This window comes from Rhizobium sp. Leaf371 (assembly GCF_001424045.1).
Taxonomy (GTDB): Bacteria; Pseudomonadota; Alphaproteobacteria; order Rhizobiales; family Rhizobiaceae; genus Ferranicluibacter.
Genome location: NZ_LMQB01000007.1, coordinates 13,596 through 32,839, shown reverse-complemented (window position 1 = coordinate 32,839; position 19,244 = coordinate 13,596). Strand labels below are relative to the sequence as shown.

The window sequence follows — 19,244 nt, the reverse complement described above, 5'->3', positions numbered from 1 at the left end:
GCGTCGCCGGCGCTGGTAACGTCTTTGGAGATCAGCTCTTCGGCGGTTCCGTGCCGAACCACTTCTTGTAGATGGTCGTATAGGTGCCGTCGGCCTTCAGCTTGGCGAGCGAAGCATTGACCTTTGCGACAAGCTCGCTGCCTTTGGGAAACGCCATGCCGTATTGCTGTGCCATCATCTGGGCGCCGACCGTCTTCACTTTGCCCTGGCCATTGGTCTTGATGTAGTAGAGCACGTTCGGCGTATCGTGCATGGCGGCGTCGGCGCGGCCGGTGGCCACTTCGAGGTAGGCGTTGTCGCTGTTGGGGAACAGGCGGAGCTCCGAGTCCTTGAAGTGTTCCTTCGCATAGTCGGTCGCGGAGGTTCCGGTCTTTACCGCAAGCGTCTTGCCCTTCAAATCGTCCGGCCCCTTGATGACGCTGTCGGCGGGGACCATCAGCAGAAAGCCGCTGTCATAATAGCCGTCGGAGAAGTCGATGACCTTCTTGCGCTCGTCCTTGATGGTGATGCCGGCGAGACCGACATCGACCTGCTTTGTCTGCAACGCCGGGATGATCCCGTTGAAGTCCATCGGCTGAAGCGTGTAGGTGACACCAATATCCTTGGCTACGGCATCCCAGAGATCGATGTCGAAGCCGACATATTTGTCGCCTTCCTTGAATTCGAACGGCACGAAGGCCGTATCGGTGGCAACGACAAGGTCAGCCGCGCGTGCGGGCGACGACAACGCGATCGCCGTCGCGACGGCGGCACCCAGCAGGTATGCAAATCCCGATTTCATGTGAGTTCCCCTTCTTGGCAAAGCATGCGGCGTTTGCCTTCTGTCTACGAACGCAAATATAAAATGCTTTTATTGAGTTGTCGCATTGAAAATTTGCGCACCGATGCAGCGGCGAGCCGCGAAGGAAGAAAACTGCCCATGTGGTCGTGAAAAGGAAAAACGGCCCTCCGGAAATGGTTGAGAGCAATTACAACTGCTTAGCGTAAGCTCCATTGCGGTGGGCAGACTCCTGTCCGGCCCGATTGCCTTGGAAACATCCAGCATGATGAAAATCGATCCACATGGATCATAATTTTTCATCAGGAAACGAATGGATCACGAATTGTTTCAGTCGCAGATTGAGACCGATCATCGCGTCACGGTCCGTCATCAAATAGAAAACGGCCATGATGGTGGTCATCATGGCCGTTCCAGGATCGAGCGTCGGCCCAAGTGCGCAAGCCTGCGCGCAACATCACTCCATGGACGCGATGGCCGCATCCACGGCATCGCCGAGGCGCTCGACGATTTGATCGATGTCCTGCTTGCAGACAATGAAGGGCGGCGCCATCAGCACGTGATCGCCGATCTTTCCGTCGATCGTTCCGCCCATGGGATAGACCATCAGCCCGCGCGCCATGGCTTCCCTCTTGATGCGCGCATTGAGCTTCAGCGCAGGGTCGAAGGGAGACTTCGTGGTCCGGTCCCGCACGAGTTCGATAGCCTGGAACAGGCCACGCCCTCGGATATCCCCCACATTGTCGTGGCTGCCGAAACGCTCGCCCAGCCGTGTCTCCAGATGGTGCCCCATGTCGGTGACATTGGCGAGCAAGCCATCCCGCTTGAGGATCTCCTGCACGGCAAGGCCAGCCGCCGCCGCCATCGGATGCCCCATATAGGTGTGGCCGTGCTGGAAGAAGCCGGAGCCTTTGGAAAACGCGTCGAAGATCGCGCCGGAGAGAAGCACGGCCCCGACAGGCTGATACCCGCCTCCAAGCCCTTTGGCGATGGTCATCAGGTCCGGTGAGATGCCGTCCTGCTCGCAGGCATGCAATGTGCCGGTTCGGCCCATGCCGCACATGACCTCGTCCAGGATCAGCAGAACCCCGTATTTGTCGCAGATCGCCCGGATGCGCTTGAAATAGTCGGCAACCGCCGGGGCGGCGCCGATCGTGGCCCCGACGACGGTTTCGGCGACGAAGGCGATCACCTCGTCGCTGCCAAGCTCCAGGATCTTGTCTTCAAGCTCTTGTGCGGCGCGGGCCGCATAGGCCGCGTCGCTTTCGCCTTCGCTCTGGAAGCGGTAGGCATAGCAAGGGTCGATATGGTGCGTCTCGATCAACAGTGGCTTGAACTGCGACCGGCGCCATTCATTGCCGCCGGTCGCAAGCGCGCCGAGCGTGTTGCCATGATAGCTCTGACGGCGCGCGATAACGTGACGCCGGCGCGACTCGCCCTTCTCCACGAAATACTGCCGCGCCATCTTGAGGGCTGCTTCGACGGCCTCAGATCCGCCGCTGACGAGATAGACGCGATCGAGCCCCGCCGGTGCATCCTCGATCAGGCGATCCGCCAGCCGTTCCGCGATATCCGTGGTGAAGAAGCCTGTATGCGCATAGGCCATCGTGTCCAACTGCGCATGGAGCGCACGGATCACATCCGGATGCCCATGCCCGAGGCACGAGACGGCAGCGCCGCCGGACGCGTCGATATAGGCTTTCCCATCGGAATCGAAAAGTTCGATCCCCTTGCCGCCAGCGGCAATGGGCAACGGGGCGTGAATGGCCCGGTGGAGAAGGTGCGTCATGGCTGTCTCTTGGTGTTTCTGGGCTGGAGATGAACGTTGAAAGCGGCCAATTGCTCGTCGAAACGGCGAAGGGCCTGAACCGCCCCGTCTCCGCCATGGCCCGCGAGCAGGGTGCCGAGAACTTCCGCCACGGCGAAGGCGGGCGACATGGTGTGAAAGAAGGACGGGCCGTCAGTGGAGACCACGATCGTGGCTGTCGCGAACTGCGCGAGTGGCGAGACGTCGCTGTCGGTGATGGCGACGATCTTGATGCCGCGGCCATGGGCATATTCGGCGATCTCGATCGTCGCACGGGTGTAAGGCAGGACGCTGACGACGAGCAGAACGTCGTCCGGCGTCGCCGTCCCGAGCGCATCTGCGCCCGTTCCCGCGATGCCGTCGAGCATCGTCGTTTTATCGCCAATGAGCGTCAGGATGTAGTGGAGGTGCCAGGCGGCAGAATGGCTGGCGCGCAGTCCGAGGCAGGAGACACGGCGCGCCTTGGCCAAGGTCGCCGCGGCCTGCACGATGCGATCGAGGGACCGCGGCTCGGTCAGCCGGGCGATCTGTCCTCCGATCGATTGCAGCATTTCCGCCGCAAGAGCGTGGTCGCCCTTCAGCTTCTGGCTCAACGCCTGAACTCCGGCCTTGCCCGCAAAGCCGGCGTCGCCGCTGCGCATCGCTTCGGCATAGAGCGTGCGGATGTCGTCATAGCCATCCAGCCCCAGATGCTTGGCCAAGCGCGTCATCGTTGCCGGCTGCACCTTGGCCTGACGGGCCTGCTCCCGCATGGACAGGAGCGCGACATCGCTTGGATGATCGAGCACATAGCGTGCAGCCGCCTGCAATTGTACCGACATGCCGTCGAATGCCGTGATGATCGCGTCTGTCAGAGGCCCTTGATGCATGATCCCGATGTATATGTTTTCGGCGTCTTTTGCAACGTTCGTTTCAATGCTAGATGATAAGATCTATTTGGATCATTCGAGGTCGACCTTTCGATGACAGCAGAACTCGCCCTTCCATCAATTGCCATCGCCGTCGCGCCAAACGGCGGTCGCCGCACCAAGGTGGATCATCCGGCCATTCCCCTGACGGCGGCGGAACTGGCGCGAACGGCAGCGGAGTGTCTCGAAGCTGGCGCCGCGATGATCCATGTGCATGTGCGTACGCCCGACGGCCGGCACCTGATTGACGCCGACGCCTATCGCGCCGTCATTGCCGCGATAAGAGCGGAGGTAAGCGATCGGCTCCTCGTTCAGATCACCAGCGAAGCACTGGGACGATATCGGCCGCAAGAGCAGATAGCGGTGGTCAAAATGGTGAAGCCGGAAGCGGTATCCCTCGCGCTCCGCGAGCTTGTTCCCGACGGAACATATGAACCGATGTTCGCCGATCTGTTATCATGGATGAAAACCGAGAGGGTCTTTCCCCAGATCATCCTCTATGATCCGGCAGAGGCTGTCCGCCTCGCGGACATGATGCGCCGGGGCCTGGTTCCCTGGAACGACCTACCGGTTCTGTTCGTGCTTGGCCGCTACACCGTCCATCAGGTTTCGCGACCAACGGAGATCCTGTCATTCTTGGGAAGCGAGATGCCGCGGTTCGGCCACTGGAGTCTGTGCGCCTTCGGACATCAGGAAGCCGCCTGCGTCACAGCGGGAGCGCTGCTCGGTGGACATGCCCGCGTGGGTTTCGAGAACAACATCTCGATGCCGGATGGCACGCTTGCGAGCACGAACGCGGATCTCGTTGGTGTCGTCAGAGACGCTCTGGAGAAGCTTGGCGTTGACACCCAAGATGGCAATGCTCTTCGTCAGAGTCTTGATAAGATCTTGGTCTAAAGAGCAGATCCGGGCTCAACAGTGCGGTCGATTGATCCCTGGCGATAGTTAACGGAACATTAGCAGAACGTCACCGCGCAACTAAAGCGAGCATTTTCTCTGCCGCAGACTGTGTGGCATTTGCCCTAATTCCGGGAAGTCCGCGGTCGACTCCCAAGAACGCGGACTAATGACTTAGACTGTGATCTGGCCTTCGTCGTTATCGTCCCAATAACGCATCGATTTGGCATGGACCTTGATTGTCGCGACGCCGGATGTGTCGACCCCATCTCGGAAACAGCGGTCGAGGTCTCTGGTCCAGTGATCGGCGTACGCATCTTTGTCGTCGATCAACGATGCCGTTCATCAGATCAATTCCTAGAATGAATAGTTTCGGGATTTCACAAGTGCGATCAATGCTGTTCGCGGAGATTTTCTGTTTCCAATCGGAGTCGGTGTAGTGGCTGCTCGATTACGAGTGTAAATCTCAAAAATTATTGCGACGATTACTTGGAAAATAGGCTTCTACCCTATATTTTGCGGGAAGAATTTCGAGCTATCAGATAGAATGTTAGCTGATTTCGCTCGCCCGCCACCTGCCTCGCAGGCCGCTGCAACTAGCGCAGGTATCCGCGACAGCGCATGATCTAAGCTAGGAAAGCCAAGCAACTGAGTCAATCTGAGATTACAAAGACAGACAAGGTGTCGAGAGTTCGAATCCGCTCAAGGCGTAGGAGGCCAAAAGCGGCCTCCCGTCGGACAGAGCTGAAGCGGACGAGCGCTGTCATTTGTCAGCAGCGAAGTCAGTCGACACCGACACGAAGCGCCATTCTGAGAGGATCGCAGCGTCTTGCGCGTGTTTCTTCTCGATCGCGGCGACGGTGTCGCTTCCGAGCGGCAGGCGTACCGGAGGGTTTGGGGCTTCGGTAAACGCGATCAGAGCGTCCGCCAGCTTATCCGGGTCGCCGGGCTGGTTATGGCTGAGACCAGCGGCGATGGCGCGCACCTTTCCGACGGTTTCTGAATAATCGCCGATGATGTTGCCGCTGATCGACAGCGAGGTGGCATCGAGGAAATCGGTTCGGAAATAACCGGGCTCGATGACTGTGACGTGGATGCCGAGTGGCGCCAGTTCGTCGTGTAAGGCTTCGCTTAGACCCTCGACGGCAAATTTCGTCGAGGAATAGACGCCGAAGCCCGCCGCGCCGCGATAGCCCCCGATCGAGGAGATATTCAGGATCCGGCCGGAGCGCGCTTGGCGCATGAATGGCAAGACGGCGCGGGTCACGTTGAGAAGGCCGAAGACGTTGGTGTGATAGACGGCCTCGATTTCAGCGACGGTTGCTTCTTCGACTGCACCCATCAAGCCGAAGCCGGCATTGTTGAGGAGGATATCGATGCGACCGAAGCGATCGATGGCGGCTTTCGCTGCGGCGATCGCTTGGCTGTCATCGGTCACGTCAAGGGCGACCGGTAACAGGTTGGGATGTTCGCCGAACCGCTCCGTGATTGCTTTAGGATTGCGGGCGGTGGCGACGACGGCGTCTCCCTGCGCAAGTGCACGCGTGGTGATGAGCGCGCCAAAGCCACGTGAGGCGCCTGTGATGAACCAGATTTTCATGATGATGTTCCTTGATGTCGGGTGATAGTGAAAATGCTGTGCGTGCCTGATAGGTCGGCCGGGTGGCCGAGCTATTAGGGAAAGAGTCACGGCAGGACTTCTGCCAGCTCGATCAGATTGCCGAAGGGATCGCAGAAGAAGGCGAGGCGGCGGCTGATCGCCGGAAGCTCGAACGGCTCGGTGACGATGGTGACGCCTCGGGATCGCAGTTCCTCGACGGTGGCATCGACGCTTGCGACATTGAGACAGAAATGATGGTAGCCGGCATATTTGAGGCTATCGCCGAGATCCGTGTACGGGCGGACGTCTGCTGGCGATGGGTCTCCGCCACCAAGGATTTCCACGTAAAAATGGTCGTCCGTGGCCGGGGCAAGATAGGCGAGTTGCTCGTCGGCATAGTCCCATTCAGCCACGACACGGAAGTCGAGCTTCTCGACATACCAGCGCTTGGCGGTTTCGAGGTCCGGCGTGCGGACCGCGATGTGGTGACCGCGCATGTCGGCGAAGGGCGATGCAGTGTTGCGGGTGGGAGAGATGAAATCGGCCATTGTCTTGTCTCCTGTGTGGTCCGGCACCAGCGCCGGTTTGCAGGGAGAAATCTGGACCTTTTTGACAATTAGGATTAGAGAGATAATCTTCTTCTCAATGATGAGTGAGATTTGACAATGCGCAGCACGGATCTCTCGGAACTAGCCGCCTTCGACGCGGTTGCGCGTCACCGCAATTTTCGCCGGGCCGGCGAAGAGCGTGGGGTGACGGCCTCCGCGATCAGCCATGCAGTGGGCAATCTCGAGGCACGCGTGGGCATCCGCCTGCTCAATAGAACGACCCGCAGCGTGTCGCTCACCGATGCGGGAGCAATGCTGCTCGCGCAACTATCACCGGCATTCGGGGATATTGGATCGGCGCTGGATGCGCTCAACCAGTTCCGAGATACGCCGTTCGGCAAGGTGCGTATCAACGCGCCGAATTCCGTAGCGCCATTTGTCTTCCGATCCGTCATCGGCCCGCTGATCGCGGAAAATCCTGGACTACAGCTGGAAATCGTCGCGACCGACCGTCTCGTCGATATCGTGGAGGAGGGGTTTGATGCCGGCATCCGTCTCGGCGAGAGCCTTCGCGATGGGATGACGGCCGTGAAGATCGAACCACGGCTGCGGTTTGCCGTTGTGGGCTCAGTACGGTATTTCGAGCGTCATTCTGTGCCTAGGACACCTGAGGATCTCCGCAACCATGTCTGCATCCGCAACATCTATCCAAGTGGCAAACCCTACGCCTGGGAGTTCAACCGCGCCGGCAAGATCATCGAATTCGAGCCGACCGGATCGCTATCGCTGGATGATCACGAACTGATGGTCGAGGCAGCTCTGTCGGGCGTCGGGCTTGCCTATGTCTGGGAAGAGCGTGCGCGCCGATACGTCGCGGAGGGCACTCTAGTAGAATGTCTTGCCTCCTGGAGTGCGCCCGAGGACTGGCTTTATCTCTACTACCCAACCCGCAAGTATCTATCGGGCGGCCTGCGCGCGGTCATCGATGCGCTTCGGGTTTGAGTGGCCGTTGCACGGGAACCAAGTGAAGGATTAGCCATCCCCTGCGAAAGACGGCCCCGCCCGTTAAGGTGAGGGTATCACCAATCGTCAGACCGTCGCGTTCACGTGCCGCCTCTACGAGCATCGCGATTTCCGCTGAGGCGACACCACGAGCGTTGAATGTGTCGCAATTCTCCTGCCCCACGGTCAGGCTTTGCCATCCCGGCCATTCCCAGTTTGGAGAATAGCGCACAAGTGTGGAGCAGTTCGGATTGCGTGCGTTCAAAAGCTCCACAGGTGAGTTCCATCCGAAATCTCGCTATTTGACGCGATGATTGAGAGCTACCGCACAGTAGGGCTGCTGCCAGCTTGATCTGGCAGCTCAGAACCACAGCGAGAAGGGCCCTTCGCACACACCAAGGTGCCTGGCTTCTTTCGAAAAAGAAGCCGCCCGTTGGTCCGGATGCATCCTGACCTGCAAGCCAGACGATCGTGTCTGCGGCCTGCTCGACGGTGCGGGAGTGATTGTTAAAGTCCGTCTTCGTGTAACCGGGATCGGCGGCGTTCACCTTGATGCCGTCCTCCGCAAGATCCTTGGCTAGGGACAGAGCGATCGCATTCAGCGCAGTCTTCGAACTGTTGTACGCTAGATATTGACGGCATGGTATGGGTGCGCGGGGTCGGAAAGCCAAGTCAGTGAGCCCAGGCCGCTGCTGACCATAATCACGTTGGCCCGACCAGAAGCTCGAAGAAGGGGCCGGAACGCCTGCGTCACCCGGATTGGGCCGAAAACACGTCGGTCTGGTAAACCGTTTCGATCTGGCTCAGGTTCTGTTCGCCCGGGGCGGCACAACCGTTCCCGGCCAGTATGCCTATTTCTGTCAAAGTGGAAAACGCAGAAGCGGCCTTCGGTCCCCAGCACGTAAGTATCTGCCTGGATTAAAAAAATCGATGCCAATATACTCGCCGAACGACGGGCCCGCGGCTCTGATCCCTTCAAGGCGCTAGTAATGGCCGCAATGTACGCCGGTCCTAAGTAAGTGATCTCGCGCACGGTGCCACAAAACAGCGACGCTATCCCGCATTTGCAAAATCGCGGGCAGCCTGAATGAACGCACTGAAGGCAGCCGGCGGGTTCTTCCTGCCAGGGTAGTACAGCGCTAGCGGCGCCAATGAGGGTGTCCAGTCCCTGAGGACGCGTACCAGTCTCCCCGCCGCAATGTCATCACGCACATCCGCTTCCATGACGTATCCGAGCCCAACCCCATTCTGAGCCGCTATCTTGACCAAGCTTGACTCGTCGAGGGTGATCGAGCCCTGCACATCGATCTGGACAGCGTTCCCATCCTTTTCAAATTTCCATCGAAACAGGGCGTTGTTGGGCAGACGGGCGCGAATGCAGCGAAACCGGTACAGGTCGGTTGGTACGGTTGGCATGCCATGAATGCGCAGGAAGTCTGGTGATGCAACAACCGCATTACTTCGCTTTGTACCGAGTGGCACAGCGATCATGTCGGTGGGTACCAAATCGGCCGGCCTCAAGCCCAGGTCGAAGCCCGCCGCAACGATGTCAACGATCCGTCCCTCCGTGACCAGATCGATATGTACTTGAGGGTAGCGCTGCATGAACGACAATATGAGCGGTTCCATCACCTCGCGGGCTGCCGTCGCGAAGGCATTGATGCGCAATGTGCCTGCCGGAGTTTCCTGAAGAGATTGGACGGTGAGCATTGCATCGTGGATGTCCATCATTGCCGGTCCAACCCGCTCGGCAAAGGTTTTTCCCGCGTCGGTGAGCGAGACGCTACGCGTTGTACGGTTGAACAGGCGAACGCCGAGACGCTGCTCAAGCTTTGCAACGGCATTGCTTAATGCTGTGGCGGACATGCCGAGCTCGAGCGCGGCAGCCCGAAACGAGCCGAGGCGCGCGATGCTGAGAACGGCGTCCAAATCGACAAGTACAGAGCGTGTCATTATCCCTCTTTTCACAATTCCACATCCCCTTTTATCCCAGTTATCGTGGCAGACAATACGTCTTAGATTACCGTCATCGACCTCGTACGGGGGTGGTGCCCCCAGCTGGCAGAGGCTGGACTAGGATTGGAGGAACCCATGACGATCAATCTTCCCAAGGCGATCGAAGCGTATTTCGAGGCCGACCGGACAGGCCGCCCGGATGCGATCGCTGCTACATTTACCGAGAACGGCATCGTGAAAGATAAAGGCCACACGCACCAAGGCCGTGATGCCATCCGCGCATGGATGGCTAATGAAGCTCAGCAATACAGCTACACGGTCGAACCCTTCCTCATCGGTACAGCAAACGGGAAAACCCAGGTGACTGCCCATGCCGTTGGCGACTTCCCGGGCAGCCCCATTGATCTGCGCTTCTTTTTCGTCCTCGCGGGCGACAAAGTCGCCGAACTGGAGCTCACCGTATGACACAGTTCCTCACCTTGCAGGGTCATCGCGCCCTGATCACCGGCGGCACTTCGGGTGCCGGAGCCGCAACCGTAGCGCTGTTCAAAGAGCTTGGAGCACGTGTGCTGACCACCGCTCGCACCAAGCCGGCGGATTTCTCCGGTGCGGCATTCATCGAAGCCGACCTGACCACCCCGATGGGGGTACAGACCGTCGTTGAGGCGGTGCATCGGGAGCTCGGCGGCCTCGACATCCTGGTGAATGTGCTCGGCGGCTCTTCTGCCCCATCAGGTGGCTTTGCTGCGCTCACCGACGAGGAATGGGAGAAAGAGTTTAACCTCAACTTCTTTCCGGCCGTCAGGCTGGATCGCGCTCTCATTCCCGGAATGATCGCGCAGGGAAGCGGTGTCGTCATCCACGTCACCTCAATCCAAAGAAACCTTCCGCTACCCGAGGCGACTACTGGCTACGCTTCGGCCAAGGGTGCCCTTAACACCTACAGCAAAAGCCTCTCCAAGGAGGTTTCTCCAAAGGGCGTGCGGGTGGTGCGTGTCTCTCCCGGCTGGATCGCCGATCCGGGTGCCAACGGTCTTGCCCTGCGTATCGCCAAGGAAGCTGGTATCGATTACGATGCAGCAGTGCAGGTGATCATGAACTCGCTCGGCGGCATACCGCTCGGACGACCGGCAAAACCGGAAGAAGTCGCCGATCTCATAGCTTTCCTGGCATCGGATCGAGCAGCATCCATCACCGGGACCGAGCATGTGATCGACGGCGGGACGGTTCCGACCGCGTAAGCACTCACACTATTGCAGATCAGGCGGGTGGCTCCCACCCTCCGATTTGGGAGTAGATCGCGTCCCGCAGGTGCCGCACATCGCGGTTCAAGGCAGCGAGTTCCGGCGGTGTCTGGGTCGAGGCTTCGAGCAGGGTATCGCTTAGGCAGCCTGCCTTGTGCTGCAAGGCACGGCCCTGATCTGTCAAAGCCACGAGAACCTGACGCTCGTTATTAGCGTTGCGCATCCGACGCACAAATCCAGCGGCCTCTAGGCGTTTCAACAAAGGTGTCAGCGTGCTGGATTCGAGAGCAAGCTGGTCGGCAATGGACACCACCGTCTGCTCGTCCCTCGCCCAGAGAACGTTCAGGACGAGATACTGCGGATAGGTGAGCCCTAGCTCGTCGAGCAAGGGTTTGTATGCGCGCTGGATCGCGATGCCGGCGGTATAAATCGCATAGCAGAGCTGGTTCCGCAGGGGCGGGGGATCGTTGTGGTCTTGGATCATTTTAAACTCCTGTCGACCTCCATATAATCGAAATTATCACGAAAACCAATATCGCGATAAGAAAGATGTTGACGCACATAACAGGATATGAGACTACATAGATATCGCAATAACAATTATCGCAATTAAGAAGAGGTGAAAGCCATGCCAAGCAAGATCACTACCACTCTGTCTGCAATCGCAGCAGCAACTTCCCTTTCGACCGCTTTGCCGGCTCAGGCCGCTGAGGTATTGCCCCAGAGCCAATCCGTTAAAAACGTCGTCCTGGTTCATGGTGCGTTTGCCGACGGTTCTGGCTGGAAGGGTGTTTACGACAATCTGACGAAGCGCGGCTATCGCGTCACCATCGTGCAGAATCCGCTGACGTCGCTTGCAGACGATGTCGCCGCAACGAAGCGTGCGCTTGAGCGTCAGGACGGGCCAGTCATCCTCGTCGGACACTCCTGGGGCGGTACCGTCATCACGGAAGCTGGTATCGATCCGCAGGTTGCCGGCCTCGTCTATGTCTCTGCTCTTTCTCCAGATGCCGGCGAGACAACGGCCCAGCAATATGAGGGATTTGCGCCGGCATCCGAGTTCGTCATCGAAACCACAAAAGACGGTTTTGGCTATGTCAGCCCGGCAAAGTTTAAGGTGGGTTTTGCGCATGACGTGAGCGATGCCGAGGCTGCGTTCATGAGCGGTTCGCAGGTGCCGATCAACATGTCGGCGTTCGGCACCAAGCTCAAAAACGCCGCCTGGCGCAGCAAGCCCAGTTGGGCCGTTATCGCTAATGAGGACAAGGCTTTCGACCAGGCCATGCTGATCCATATGGCTGAGCGCATTGGTGCCAGGATCACTAAGGTATCGGCAAGCCACGCCCTGTTCATGACGCAGCCGGCGGTCATCTCCGATACTATCGATCAGGCCGCAAAGGCCGCCTCTGCAAAGAAGCAATGATCGATTTCGGGCTATCGGGACTGTCAACAGCTGTCCCGATAGCGCCGATACGAGCGCGTTAAACGGCTCGGCGCTACCGAAGCGACTTGCCGTGAATGTGAAAGACACGCGATCTGGACGCATTTCCATATCCTCGCCTGTCGCGACCCGGATTCCCACAACACGATCTGAACCAATTCACGGAGGACCCCACGTGAAACTGCCTATCCATGACAAGAATGCACCTGAGATTTCATCTTTTTCGCATGATGCCGCCTGCAATGTCTTCGACTTCATTGTCTGCGGCGCCGGATCCAGCGGCTCGGTTGTCGCAGCAAGACTGGCGGAGGATATCAACGCCAGTGTTCTCCTGTTAGAAGCAGGTGGCGATGATCAGTCTGAAACTGTGTCGGACCCTGCGCAATGGCCGCTCAATCTTGGATCGAGCCGGGACTGGGGCTTCGTCGGACAGCCGACGGCAGGTCTGGATGGCCGGCGGCTTCCCCTCAGCATGGGGAAAGGGCTCGGTGGCGGTTCGAGTATCAATGTCATGGTTTGGGCAAGAGGTCACAAGGCGGATTGGGACTATTTCGCCGCCGAGGCTGGCGATGACGCGTGGGAGTATGAGTCCGTCCTTGGCTATTATCGGCGGGTAGAAAATTGGCAGGGTGCTACGGACGTGCTTCGTCGCGGAACAGGCGGCCCTGTCCATGTGGCGCAGCCTTTGTCTCCCCAGCCCATAGCGCAAGCCCTGCTCAGCGCTGCATCGGCTATGGGCGTTCCAATCTTCGACTCAACCAACGGCGAGATGATGGAAGCGCCAGGAGGCGCATCCATCGCTGAACTTCGCATCCGGGATGGCAAGCGGGAATCTGTATTCGGCTCCTATGTTCGTCCGCTGCTGTCGCGCCCGAACCTGACCGTAATCACCGATGCGCTGGTCACGCGTCTCATTCTCGATGGCAAGCGGGTGAGGGGAGTTGAAGCTTTGATCGACGGTCGGCGGCGCCAGTTCCTGGCGTATTGCGAAACGGTGCTCTCCCTCGGAGCGATTAATACGCCGAAGGTCTTGATGCAGTCTGGTATCGGTCCGGAAGACGAGCTGCGATCGCATGGCGTTCCGGTCTTGCAACATCTGCCGGGCGTCGGCCGCAATCATCAGGACCATATCGCCTTCGGATGCACCTGGGCCTACCGCAAGCCGGAGGCAATCGGCGGTAGCGGTTGCGAGGCAAACATCTACTGGAAGAGTGACGCGCGTCTGGCCAGCCCGGACATTCTTCAGTGTCAGTTGGAGTTTGCGGTGCCTTCTCCGGCCGAAGCAGGACTTGACACGCCGGAGCATGGCTGGACGATGTTCAACGGTCTTGCTCAGCCGAAGAGCCGTGGTTGGCTCCGGCTCTCTGGTCCCGGCGTCAACGATCCCGTCCTGATCGAGCCGAATTCGCTCAGCGAACCGGAAGACATGGCAGCGGCTTTGGCGGCAGTTGAGTTATGTCGCGATCTCGGGAACAGTGACGGCTTCACGCCGCTGGTGTCACACGAGACTGCGCCGGGCCCACGTCACAGGTCAGGCATGATAGAATTCATCCGACGCTCGGCCGTGACCTACTGGCATCAATCTGGCACTGCCAAAATGGGGCGTGATAGCATGTCCGTGGTCGATAGTGAGCTCAAAGTCTATGGCATCGAGGGACTTCGCATCGCGGATTCGTCTATTATGCCCCGGATCACTACTGGTAACACGATGGCGCCCTGTGTTGTTATCGGAGAACGGGCGTCGGATCTAATGCGGAAAAAACACGGTCTCAATTCCGTGGTGGTCAACCAGACCCAGGCTCGCTGAAGGAAACCATAAAGATCTGGCGCCCGGCCCGGACCGGTCGCCAAGTCGTAAATTACCGGGTCAGCGGTGCGTAATGGTTCAAGAGCCAGATTCTTCACGCATCCGATAATCGAGACCACGCCTAGCCAATCGGCTTTTCCGCCACGATCGCATAACGATGCTGGAGACCGCGGGCAACGGCTTTGAAGAAGCCGAAATGGGATGCCTGTGCCTTGTGGATCTGCCTCAAGTCGGTGTCGCAGGTGACGGATGAGAAGCCGGCTTGGGTCAGCAGGTGGGAGACGGCATCCACCCTTGCGCCGCCGGAGAAATGGACTCGTGAAAGGATGCTTCCATGAGTCCCGGCCATGGCGGCGGAAGTATGAGGCGCTTCCGTCTTGACGAGGCCGAAGCGCTCAACGAGGGTGGCCAGGCGTTTCACCATTCGCTCGGCAAGACCGGTATTGACGAAGTCGCCGTCGATGATCAGCAGCTTGCCGCCGGGTTTCAGCACGCGCATCCATTCGCGAAAGCAGGCCTGGGGATCGACGAGCGTCCAGACGAGATGTCGCGTGACGATCACGTCGTAGCTGTCATCGGCCTCGACCGTGTTTTCCGCGTCTCCGAGATGAAAGTTTATGGCGCGTCCGCGTGTTGCCGCCTTGGCGCGCGCCTGTTCAAGCATTGGTTCCGCCCAATCGATGCCCGTTACCCTGTAGCCAAGATCGTCCATGAGATGGGAGATGACGCCTGTGCCGCTGGCGAGGTCCAGCGCCTTGCGGCCGTTACCGCTGCCCAGATGTTGTGTAATCAGCGCATGCCAGGCGGCGCGTTCTTCCTCGGAAAAGATTTCATGGCCTGGCGAGAGATCGAACGTGGCGGCGCGGGTCGACCAATAGGCCTTGATTTCATCCCGCAAGGTAAAATTGGCGCCCTCGGCCGTGCGATCGCCCTGCATGCTTCATTCCCCATTCCAGCTTCGAATACTTCTAAAAGATAAAACTTGACTGTGAAAGTCATCAAAAATAAGTGCAGCACAGTTCCACCGGAGATAAATCTCATGTGCCTTTCTGGCAAGTTGGCGATCGCAGCCCTTGGCCTTCTGGTTTCCACCGTTCTGCCCGCGATGGCCGATCCCGTCGTCATCAAGGATGTCACCGGTCGCGATGTCGAGGTCAACGTGCCCGTTAAGAACGTGATTCTCGGCGAAGGCCGCCAGATCTATTTCCTTGCGGCGCTCGACAAGGAAAACCCGTTTGAGCATGTCGCGGGCTGGCGCGATGACCTGCCGAAGGCTGATCCGGAAAGCTATGAGGCCTATCTCGCCAAGTATCCGGATATCGCCAAACTGCCGACCTTCGGCGGCATGAAGGATGGTACGTTCAACATCGAGCAGGCCGTCGCCCTGAAGCCGGATGTCATCCTGATGAACGTCGATGCCAAGACAGCGACGGAAGAGGCCGGCTATATCGAAAAGCTCGGCAAGGTCGGCATTCCGCTCGTCTATGTCGATTTCCGCGAAAAGCCCATGGAAAATACAGAGCCGAGCATGCGCATCATGGGCACGCTGATGGGCAAGGAAAAGGTCGCCGAAGACTTCATCACCTTCCGCGCCGATGCCATCAAGCGTGTTACCGAAGTTCTCGCCAAGAGCGATGCCAAGAAGCCGCTGGTCTTCGTCGAGCGCGCCGGCGGTTATTCGGATGATTGCTGCATGTCCTTCGGCAACGAGAATTTCGGCAAGATGGTCGAGCTTGCCGGTGGCACGAACATGGCCAAGGACATCATTCCCGGCACCTTCGGTACGGTGAACCCCGAGCAGATCATCGCTTCCAATCCCGATCAGATCATCATCACTGGCGGCAAGTGGGAAGCCTACGTGCCCGGCGGCAATTGGGTCGGCGTCGGTTATGGCGCGGATCTGACGGAGGCGCGCCGCAAGCTGGAAAACCTGACTAAGCGCCCGGCCTTCACCGGCGTTGAGGCGGTCAAGCAGGGGAACGTTCACGCCATCTGGCACCAGTTCTACAACAACCCCTACCAGTTCGTCGCCATCCAGGAGATTGCCAAGTGGCTGCATCCGGAGCTGTTCCAGGATCTCGATCCGGAAGCAACGTTCAAGGAACTGCACGTGAAGTTCCTGCCGCTGGACTACAAGCCCGGCTATTTCGTCTCGCTGAAAGATAAGTGAGCCATGAGTTTGGCTTCAATCGAAACCAGGGCATCGGGGCGCGATCAGTATCGCGCCCTTGCCTTTCGTCGTATTGTGATCCTGGCTGTACTGACGGCGGCGCTCGCATTGAGCATTGCCGTCGACATGGCGCTGGGACCGGCGAACTATACGCTGTCTGAGGTCCTTTCTGCTCTTGCCGATCCCGCCGCCGCAGGCGACCAGTTGCGTGTCGTTATCTGGGATATTCGCATGCCGATCGCGCTGATGGCGGTGACGGTCGGCGCATCGCTCTCGGTTGCCGGTGCGCAGATGCAGACGATCCTGTCCAATCCGCTGGCCAGTCCGTTTACGCTCGGGATTTCCGCCGCCGCCAGCTTCGGCGCTGCTTTGGGTCTCGTCGCGGGAGTTGCGATCTTTCCGGGCGCGGTTCAGTATATGGTGCCGATTAATGCCTTCATCATGGCGATGGTGGCAGCCATGTTCATCCATTTTGCCTCGACGATGCGTGGAGTGACGGTCGAGACGATCGTGCTCCTCGGCATTGCTCTGGTCTTCACCTTCAACGCGGCGCTGTCGCTGCTGGAATATCTCGCCTCCGAACAGGCACTGGCCGCCGTGGTGTTCTGGACGATGGGCAGCCTGACCAAGGCGACCTGGGACAAGGTCTATATCACCGCCGCCATTCTCGCCGTGACCCTGCCGTTGTTCATGCGCAACGCCTGGGCACTGACGGCGCTGCGCCTCGGTGACGACAAGGCGGCAAGCATGGGCGTCAATGTCCGTGGATTGCGCCTGCGCACCATGCTGACGGTGAGCCTGCTGGCGGCAATCCCGGTTTCCTTCGTCGGAACCATAGGTTTCGTTGGCCTCGTCGGTCCCCATATCGCCCGCATGCTCGTGGGCGAAGACCAGCGCTTCTTCCTGCCCGGTGCTGTCATCTGCGGTGCGCTGCTGCTGTCGGCAACATCGGTGGTGAGCAAGGTGCTGATCCCCGGCGCGATCCTGCCGATCGGCGTGATCACGGCGCTTGTCGGCGTGCCCTTCTTCTTCGTTCTGATTTTCTCCAACAGGAGACGCGCATGGTAGCCCTGGCGCTCAAGGATGTCGGTGCATCCTATGGCCGAACGATGGTTCTTTCCAATGTCGGTATCGATGTGCTGCAGCCGGGTACGGTGACTGCTGTCATCGGCCCGAATGCGGCTGGAAAATCGACGCTGTTCAAGCGGATCGCGGGGCTGATCTCCGGTCCGGGTGTGGTGCAGGTTTCCGACGCGACCCGTGGCGACCGGGCGATCTGTTACATGCCGCAGGACACCGGCGCCAATGCGGTGCTGACCGTCTATGAATCACTGCTGCTTTCAGCCAAACAAGGCGGCGGCTGGCGTGTTCACGATGATGAACTGTTCGAGATCGACGCGATTCTCAAGGCCTTGCGCATCGAGGACCTTGCTTTCCGCGGCCTTGAAGCCCTGTCGGGCGGCCAGAGGCAGCTTGTCTCGCTCGGTCAGGCTCTGGTGCGAAAGCCCGAAGTCCTGATGATGGACGAACCGACATCGGCGCTCGACCTGCATCGCCAGATCGACGTCCTGGAATTCGTGTCGGACCTTACCACGCGCGCAGGCATGATCGTGCTGATCGCGCTTCACGATCTCAACCATGCGCTCCGCTATTGCGCCAACACCATCGTCATCGCGGATGGAACGATGGCGTCCAGCGGCGCCACGGGGAATGTCATCACGCCGGACATGCTGCGGGACATCTATCGTATTGAGGCCCGCATCGAAGCCTGCTCACGCGGCCGGCCGATGGTCATCGTGGATGGGGCGCTTTGACTAGGTGTTTGATCCCAGTCGTTGGCCGGATCATTCGCCTTTGAGGAGGTGAGGTTCGTACGGTTAAGGCCGACGGATTTTGGGTTGCGGAGTTCTCGCCGGCACGATGCGACATGCGGATGCCTTCCGGCCGACCGCCTCGTGACGACGGTCTTGGAGCATCCTGGAGGGAAAGTTTCGGGCGATCGTCTCCATCGGCCTTCGCCCGTGTTCGGGCGCCCTGATCGTCCTGGTCTTTGCGCTGTCCCCTCATCTTGCGCTTGCCGGGACGACGTGCGTTTAAGCCATGGCGTCGGGACCGCCTGACCCCCAACTTCTTGGCTGCCCTGTCAAGCGTGGGCGAATGCACCGTTTCGCCATGGCTTTCGAGTTCGCTGGGACCCGTGCGGTGTTCCTGTTTTGCGTGACGGTGCCATGCGAAATGTTCGTCTCGGAAGGGATGTCGTAGCTTCGACGTCACGGATTGCGATCTGGCGACTGTTGTGCGCGGTGCGCGGGGCGATCCTGTCTATTCCATAGTGACGGGCGCGGGCTTACGCGCTGACTGGATCATTGCCGCTGTTTTCCCGCAAGCCCATGCGCAAAGCGGCTTCACTTCGCTGGAAATTCTCTATGGCACCGAAAGCTCCGGTGCCAATATTGGGAAAGCCGGCTTGGCGAGCATCATTTATGCCGCAGCAGCGCGCTTATCACGAACAGCGCGCCGATCGAGCTGGTCACCACACCGACAGGTAGCTCCTATGGCGGCAGCAGAGTGCGGGCGATAAGGTCACTGCCGAGCAGAAGGACTGCGCCGAACAAGGCACAGGTGAGGGAAAGGCGTCCGTGGAGCGGACCGGCAATTGGTCGCGCGACATGCGGAATCATCAGGCGGATGAAGCCGATAACGCCGGCGATGGAGACGAGGAGCGCGGTCGAGAAGCTGGCGACAAGGAAGGTGGCGGTGCGCAGGCGTGCGACCCGAACGCCAAGGCTTTCGGCCGTTTCCTCTCCGCCGAGCAGCGCATCGAGATGGCGGTGACGGACGAGCGCGTAGCAGAGCACCAGAGCCGCGCCCGCGATGCCGATGGCGATATTGCGCCAGCTCGCCAGCCCCAACCCACCCATCGTCCAGAACAGGACGGAATGTCTTCTCGAATCCTCAAGCCGGTGTCGAGCCGATGCGTCGCAAAGCCATTCTCAGAGATGGAGCTTGGCGAAGCGACGGTGTGATCCTGCCGTTGCCGGGGGAGTGGCAGCTGAGGATCGACGTGCTTATTGCTCTGGGACAAA

Annotated in this window: 18 protein-coding genes and 1 pseudogene; 9 read left to right on the top strand and 10 right to left on the bottom strand. The window is 59.3% G+C overall.

Annotated elements, in window-relative coordinates; genetic code table 11:
• Window positions 1–31 precede the first annotated feature (31 nt).
• The 3 genes from glnH to ASG39_RS07635 all read right to left on the bottom strand — a co-directional run bounded on the left by glnH (window position 32) and on the right by ASG39_RS07635 (window position 3,454).
• On the bottom strand, window positions 32–781 hold the full coding sequence (gene glnH / locus ASG39_RS07645) for a glutamine ABC transporter substrate-binding protein GlnH (RefSeq protein ID WP_062594447.1): 750 nt from the start codon (window positions 779–781) through the stop codon (window positions 32–34).
• A gap of 454 nt (window positions 782–1,235) precedes the next feature.
• A complete protein-coding gene (locus ASG39_RS07640; RefSeq protein WP_062594446.1) occupies window positions 1,236–2,567 on the bottom strand; it encodes an aspartate aminotransferase family protein in 1,332 nt (443 codons plus the stop codon).
• Window positions 2,564–3,454 (bottom strand): MurR/RpiR family transcriptional regulator, encoded by an 891-nt coding sequence (locus tag ASG39_RS07635; protein WP_062594445.1) that lies wholly within the window; start codon window positions 3,452–3,454, stop codon window positions 2,564–2,566. The genes ASG39_RS07640 and ASG39_RS07635 overlap by 4 nt, the downstream gene beginning before the upstream one ends.
• 93 nt (window positions 3,455–3,547) lie before the next feature.
• Here ASG39_RS07635 and ASG39_RS07630 point away from each other — a divergent pair, with 93 nt between their 5' ends.
• Window positions 3,548–4,390: a 3-keto-5-aminohexanoate cleavage protein gene (locus tag ASG39_RS07630; RefSeq protein ID WP_062594444.1), complete on the top strand. Its 843-nt coding sequence runs from the start codon at window positions 3,548–3,550 to the stop codon at window positions 4,388–4,390.
• A gap of 763 nt (window positions 4,391–5,153) precedes the next feature.
• Here the strand turns inward: ASG39_RS07630 and ASG39_RS07625 are convergent.
• Window positions 5,154–5,990, bottom strand: a complete 837-nt coding sequence (locus tag ASG39_RS07625; RefSeq protein ID WP_062594443.1) for an oxidoreductase — start codon at window positions 5,988–5,990, stop codon at window positions 5,154–5,156.
• Window positions 5,991–6,076: 86 nt separating this feature from the next.
• Window positions 6,077–6,538: a VOC family protein gene (locus ASG39_RS07620; protein ID WP_062594442.1), complete on the bottom strand. Its 462-nt coding sequence runs from the start codon at window positions 6,536–6,538 to the stop codon at window positions 6,077–6,079.
• A gap of 117 nt (window positions 6,539–6,655) precedes the next feature.
• Here ASG39_RS07620 and ASG39_RS07615 point away from each other — a divergent pair, with 117 nt between their 5' ends.
• A complete protein-coding gene (locus tag ASG39_RS07615) occupies window positions 6,656–7,540 on the top strand; it encodes a LysR family transcriptional regulator (RefSeq protein WP_062594441.1) in 885 nt (294 codons plus the stop codon).
• Window positions 7,541–7,641: 101 nt separating this feature from the next.
• On the opposite strand, the gene ASG39_RS23140 is transcribed toward ASG39_RS07615, so the two are convergent.
• Both ASG39_RS23140 and ASG39_RS07610 read right to left on the bottom strand, forming a co-directional pair.
• Window positions 7,642–8,211 (bottom strand): SDR family NAD(P)-dependent oxidoreductase, encoded by a 570-nt coding sequence (locus tag ASG39_RS23140; protein WP_244481164.1) that lies wholly within the window; start codon window positions 8,209–8,211, stop codon window positions 7,642–7,644.
• A 382-nt stretch (window positions 8,212–8,593) separates the two neighbouring features.
• Entirely contained in the window at window positions 8,594–9,493 is a 900-nt protein-coding gene (locus ASG39_RS07610) for a LysR family transcriptional regulator (RefSeq protein WP_062594440.1), read from the bottom strand.
• Window positions 9,494–9,631: 138 nt separating this feature from the next.
• Here ASG39_RS07610 and ASG39_RS07605 point away from each other — a divergent pair, with 138 nt between their 5' ends.
• Together ASG39_RS07605 and ASG39_RS07600 are read left to right on the top strand one after the other, a co-directional pair.
• Complete coding sequence (locus ASG39_RS07605) at window positions 9,632–9,961, top strand: nuclear transport factor 2 family protein (protein ID WP_062594439.1); 330 nt, start codon at window positions 9,632–9,634, stop codon at window positions 9,959–9,961.
• Window positions 9,958–10,737 carry an SDR family oxidoreductase gene (locus ASG39_RS07600; RefSeq protein ID WP_062594438.1) on the top strand — a complete coding sequence of 260 codons (780 nt, stop codon included), beginning with the start codon at window positions 9,958–9,960 and terminating at the stop codon, window positions 10,735–10,737. The genes ASG39_RS07605 and ASG39_RS07600 overlap by 4 nt, the downstream gene beginning before the upstream one ends.
• A gap of 19 nt (window positions 10,738–10,756) precedes the next feature.
• Here the strand turns inward: ASG39_RS07600 and ASG39_RS07595 are convergent, their stop codons facing one another.
• Window positions 10,757–11,224 carry a MarR family transcriptional regulator gene (locus ASG39_RS07595; RefSeq protein ID WP_062594437.1) on the bottom strand — a complete coding sequence of 156 codons (468 nt, stop codon included), beginning with the start codon at window positions 11,222–11,224 and terminating at the stop codon, window positions 10,757–10,759.
• 144 nt (window positions 11,225–11,368) lie between these two features.
• Between ASG39_RS07595 and ASG39_RS07590 the strand changes: the two genes are divergently transcribed.
• Together ASG39_RS07590 and ASG39_RS07585 are read left to right on the top strand one after the other, a co-directional pair.
• Window positions 11,369–12,163 (top strand): alpha/beta hydrolase, encoded by a 795-nt coding sequence (locus tag ASG39_RS07590; protein WP_062594436.1) that lies wholly within the window; start codon window positions 11,369–11,371, stop codon window positions 12,161–12,163.
• Window positions 12,164–12,368: 205 nt separating this feature from the next.
• A complete protein-coding gene (locus tag ASG39_RS07585; protein WP_244481167.1) occupies window positions 12,369–13,988 on the top strand; it encodes a GMC family oxidoreductase in 1,620 nt (539 codons plus the stop codon).
• 121 nt (window positions 13,989–14,109) lie between these two features.
• Here the strand turns inward: ASG39_RS07585 and ASG39_RS07580 are convergent, their stop codons facing one another.
• A complete protein-coding gene (locus tag ASG39_RS07580; RefSeq protein ID WP_062594434.1) occupies window positions 14,110–14,925 on the bottom strand; it encodes a class I SAM-dependent methyltransferase in 816 nt (271 codons plus the stop codon).
• Between the two features lie 102 nt (window positions 14,926–15,027).
• On the opposite strand from ASG39_RS07580, the gene ASG39_RS07575 reads away from it, so the two are divergent.
• Genes ASG39_RS07575 through ASG39_RS07565 form a run of 3 tightly spaced genes read left to right on the top strand, consistent with a single transcriptional unit; the run spans window position 15,028 to window position 17,972 of the window.
• Window positions 15,028–16,158 carry an ABC transporter substrate-binding protein gene (locus tag ASG39_RS07575; protein WP_062594433.1) on the top strand — a complete coding sequence of 377 codons (1,131 nt, stop codon included), beginning with the start codon at window positions 15,028–15,030 and terminating at the stop codon, window positions 16,156–16,158.
• Between the two features lie 3 nt (window positions 16,159–16,161).
• On the top strand, window positions 16,162–17,226 hold the full coding sequence (locus tag ASG39_RS07570) for an iron ABC transporter permease (RefSeq protein ID WP_062594432.1): 1,065 nt from the start codon (window positions 16,162–16,164) through the stop codon (window positions 17,224–17,226).
• The gene (locus tag ASG39_RS07565) at window positions 17,220–17,972 is read left to right on the top strand and encodes an ABC transporter ATP-binding protein (protein ID WP_062594431.1); all 753 of its coding nucleotides are present in this window, start codon (window positions 17,220–17,222) and stop codon (window positions 17,970–17,972) included. The genes ASG39_RS07570 and ASG39_RS07565 overlap by 7 nt, the downstream gene beginning before the upstream one ends.
• A 738-nt stretch (window positions 17,973–18,710) precedes the next feature.
• Here the strand turns inward: ASG39_RS07565 and ASG39_RS07560 are convergent.
• Window positions 18,711–19,103, bottom strand: a pseudogene (locus ASG39_RS07560) (iron chelate uptake ABC transporter family permease subunit); the annotation flags it as partial.
• Window positions 19,104–19,244: the final 141 nt, after the last annotated feature.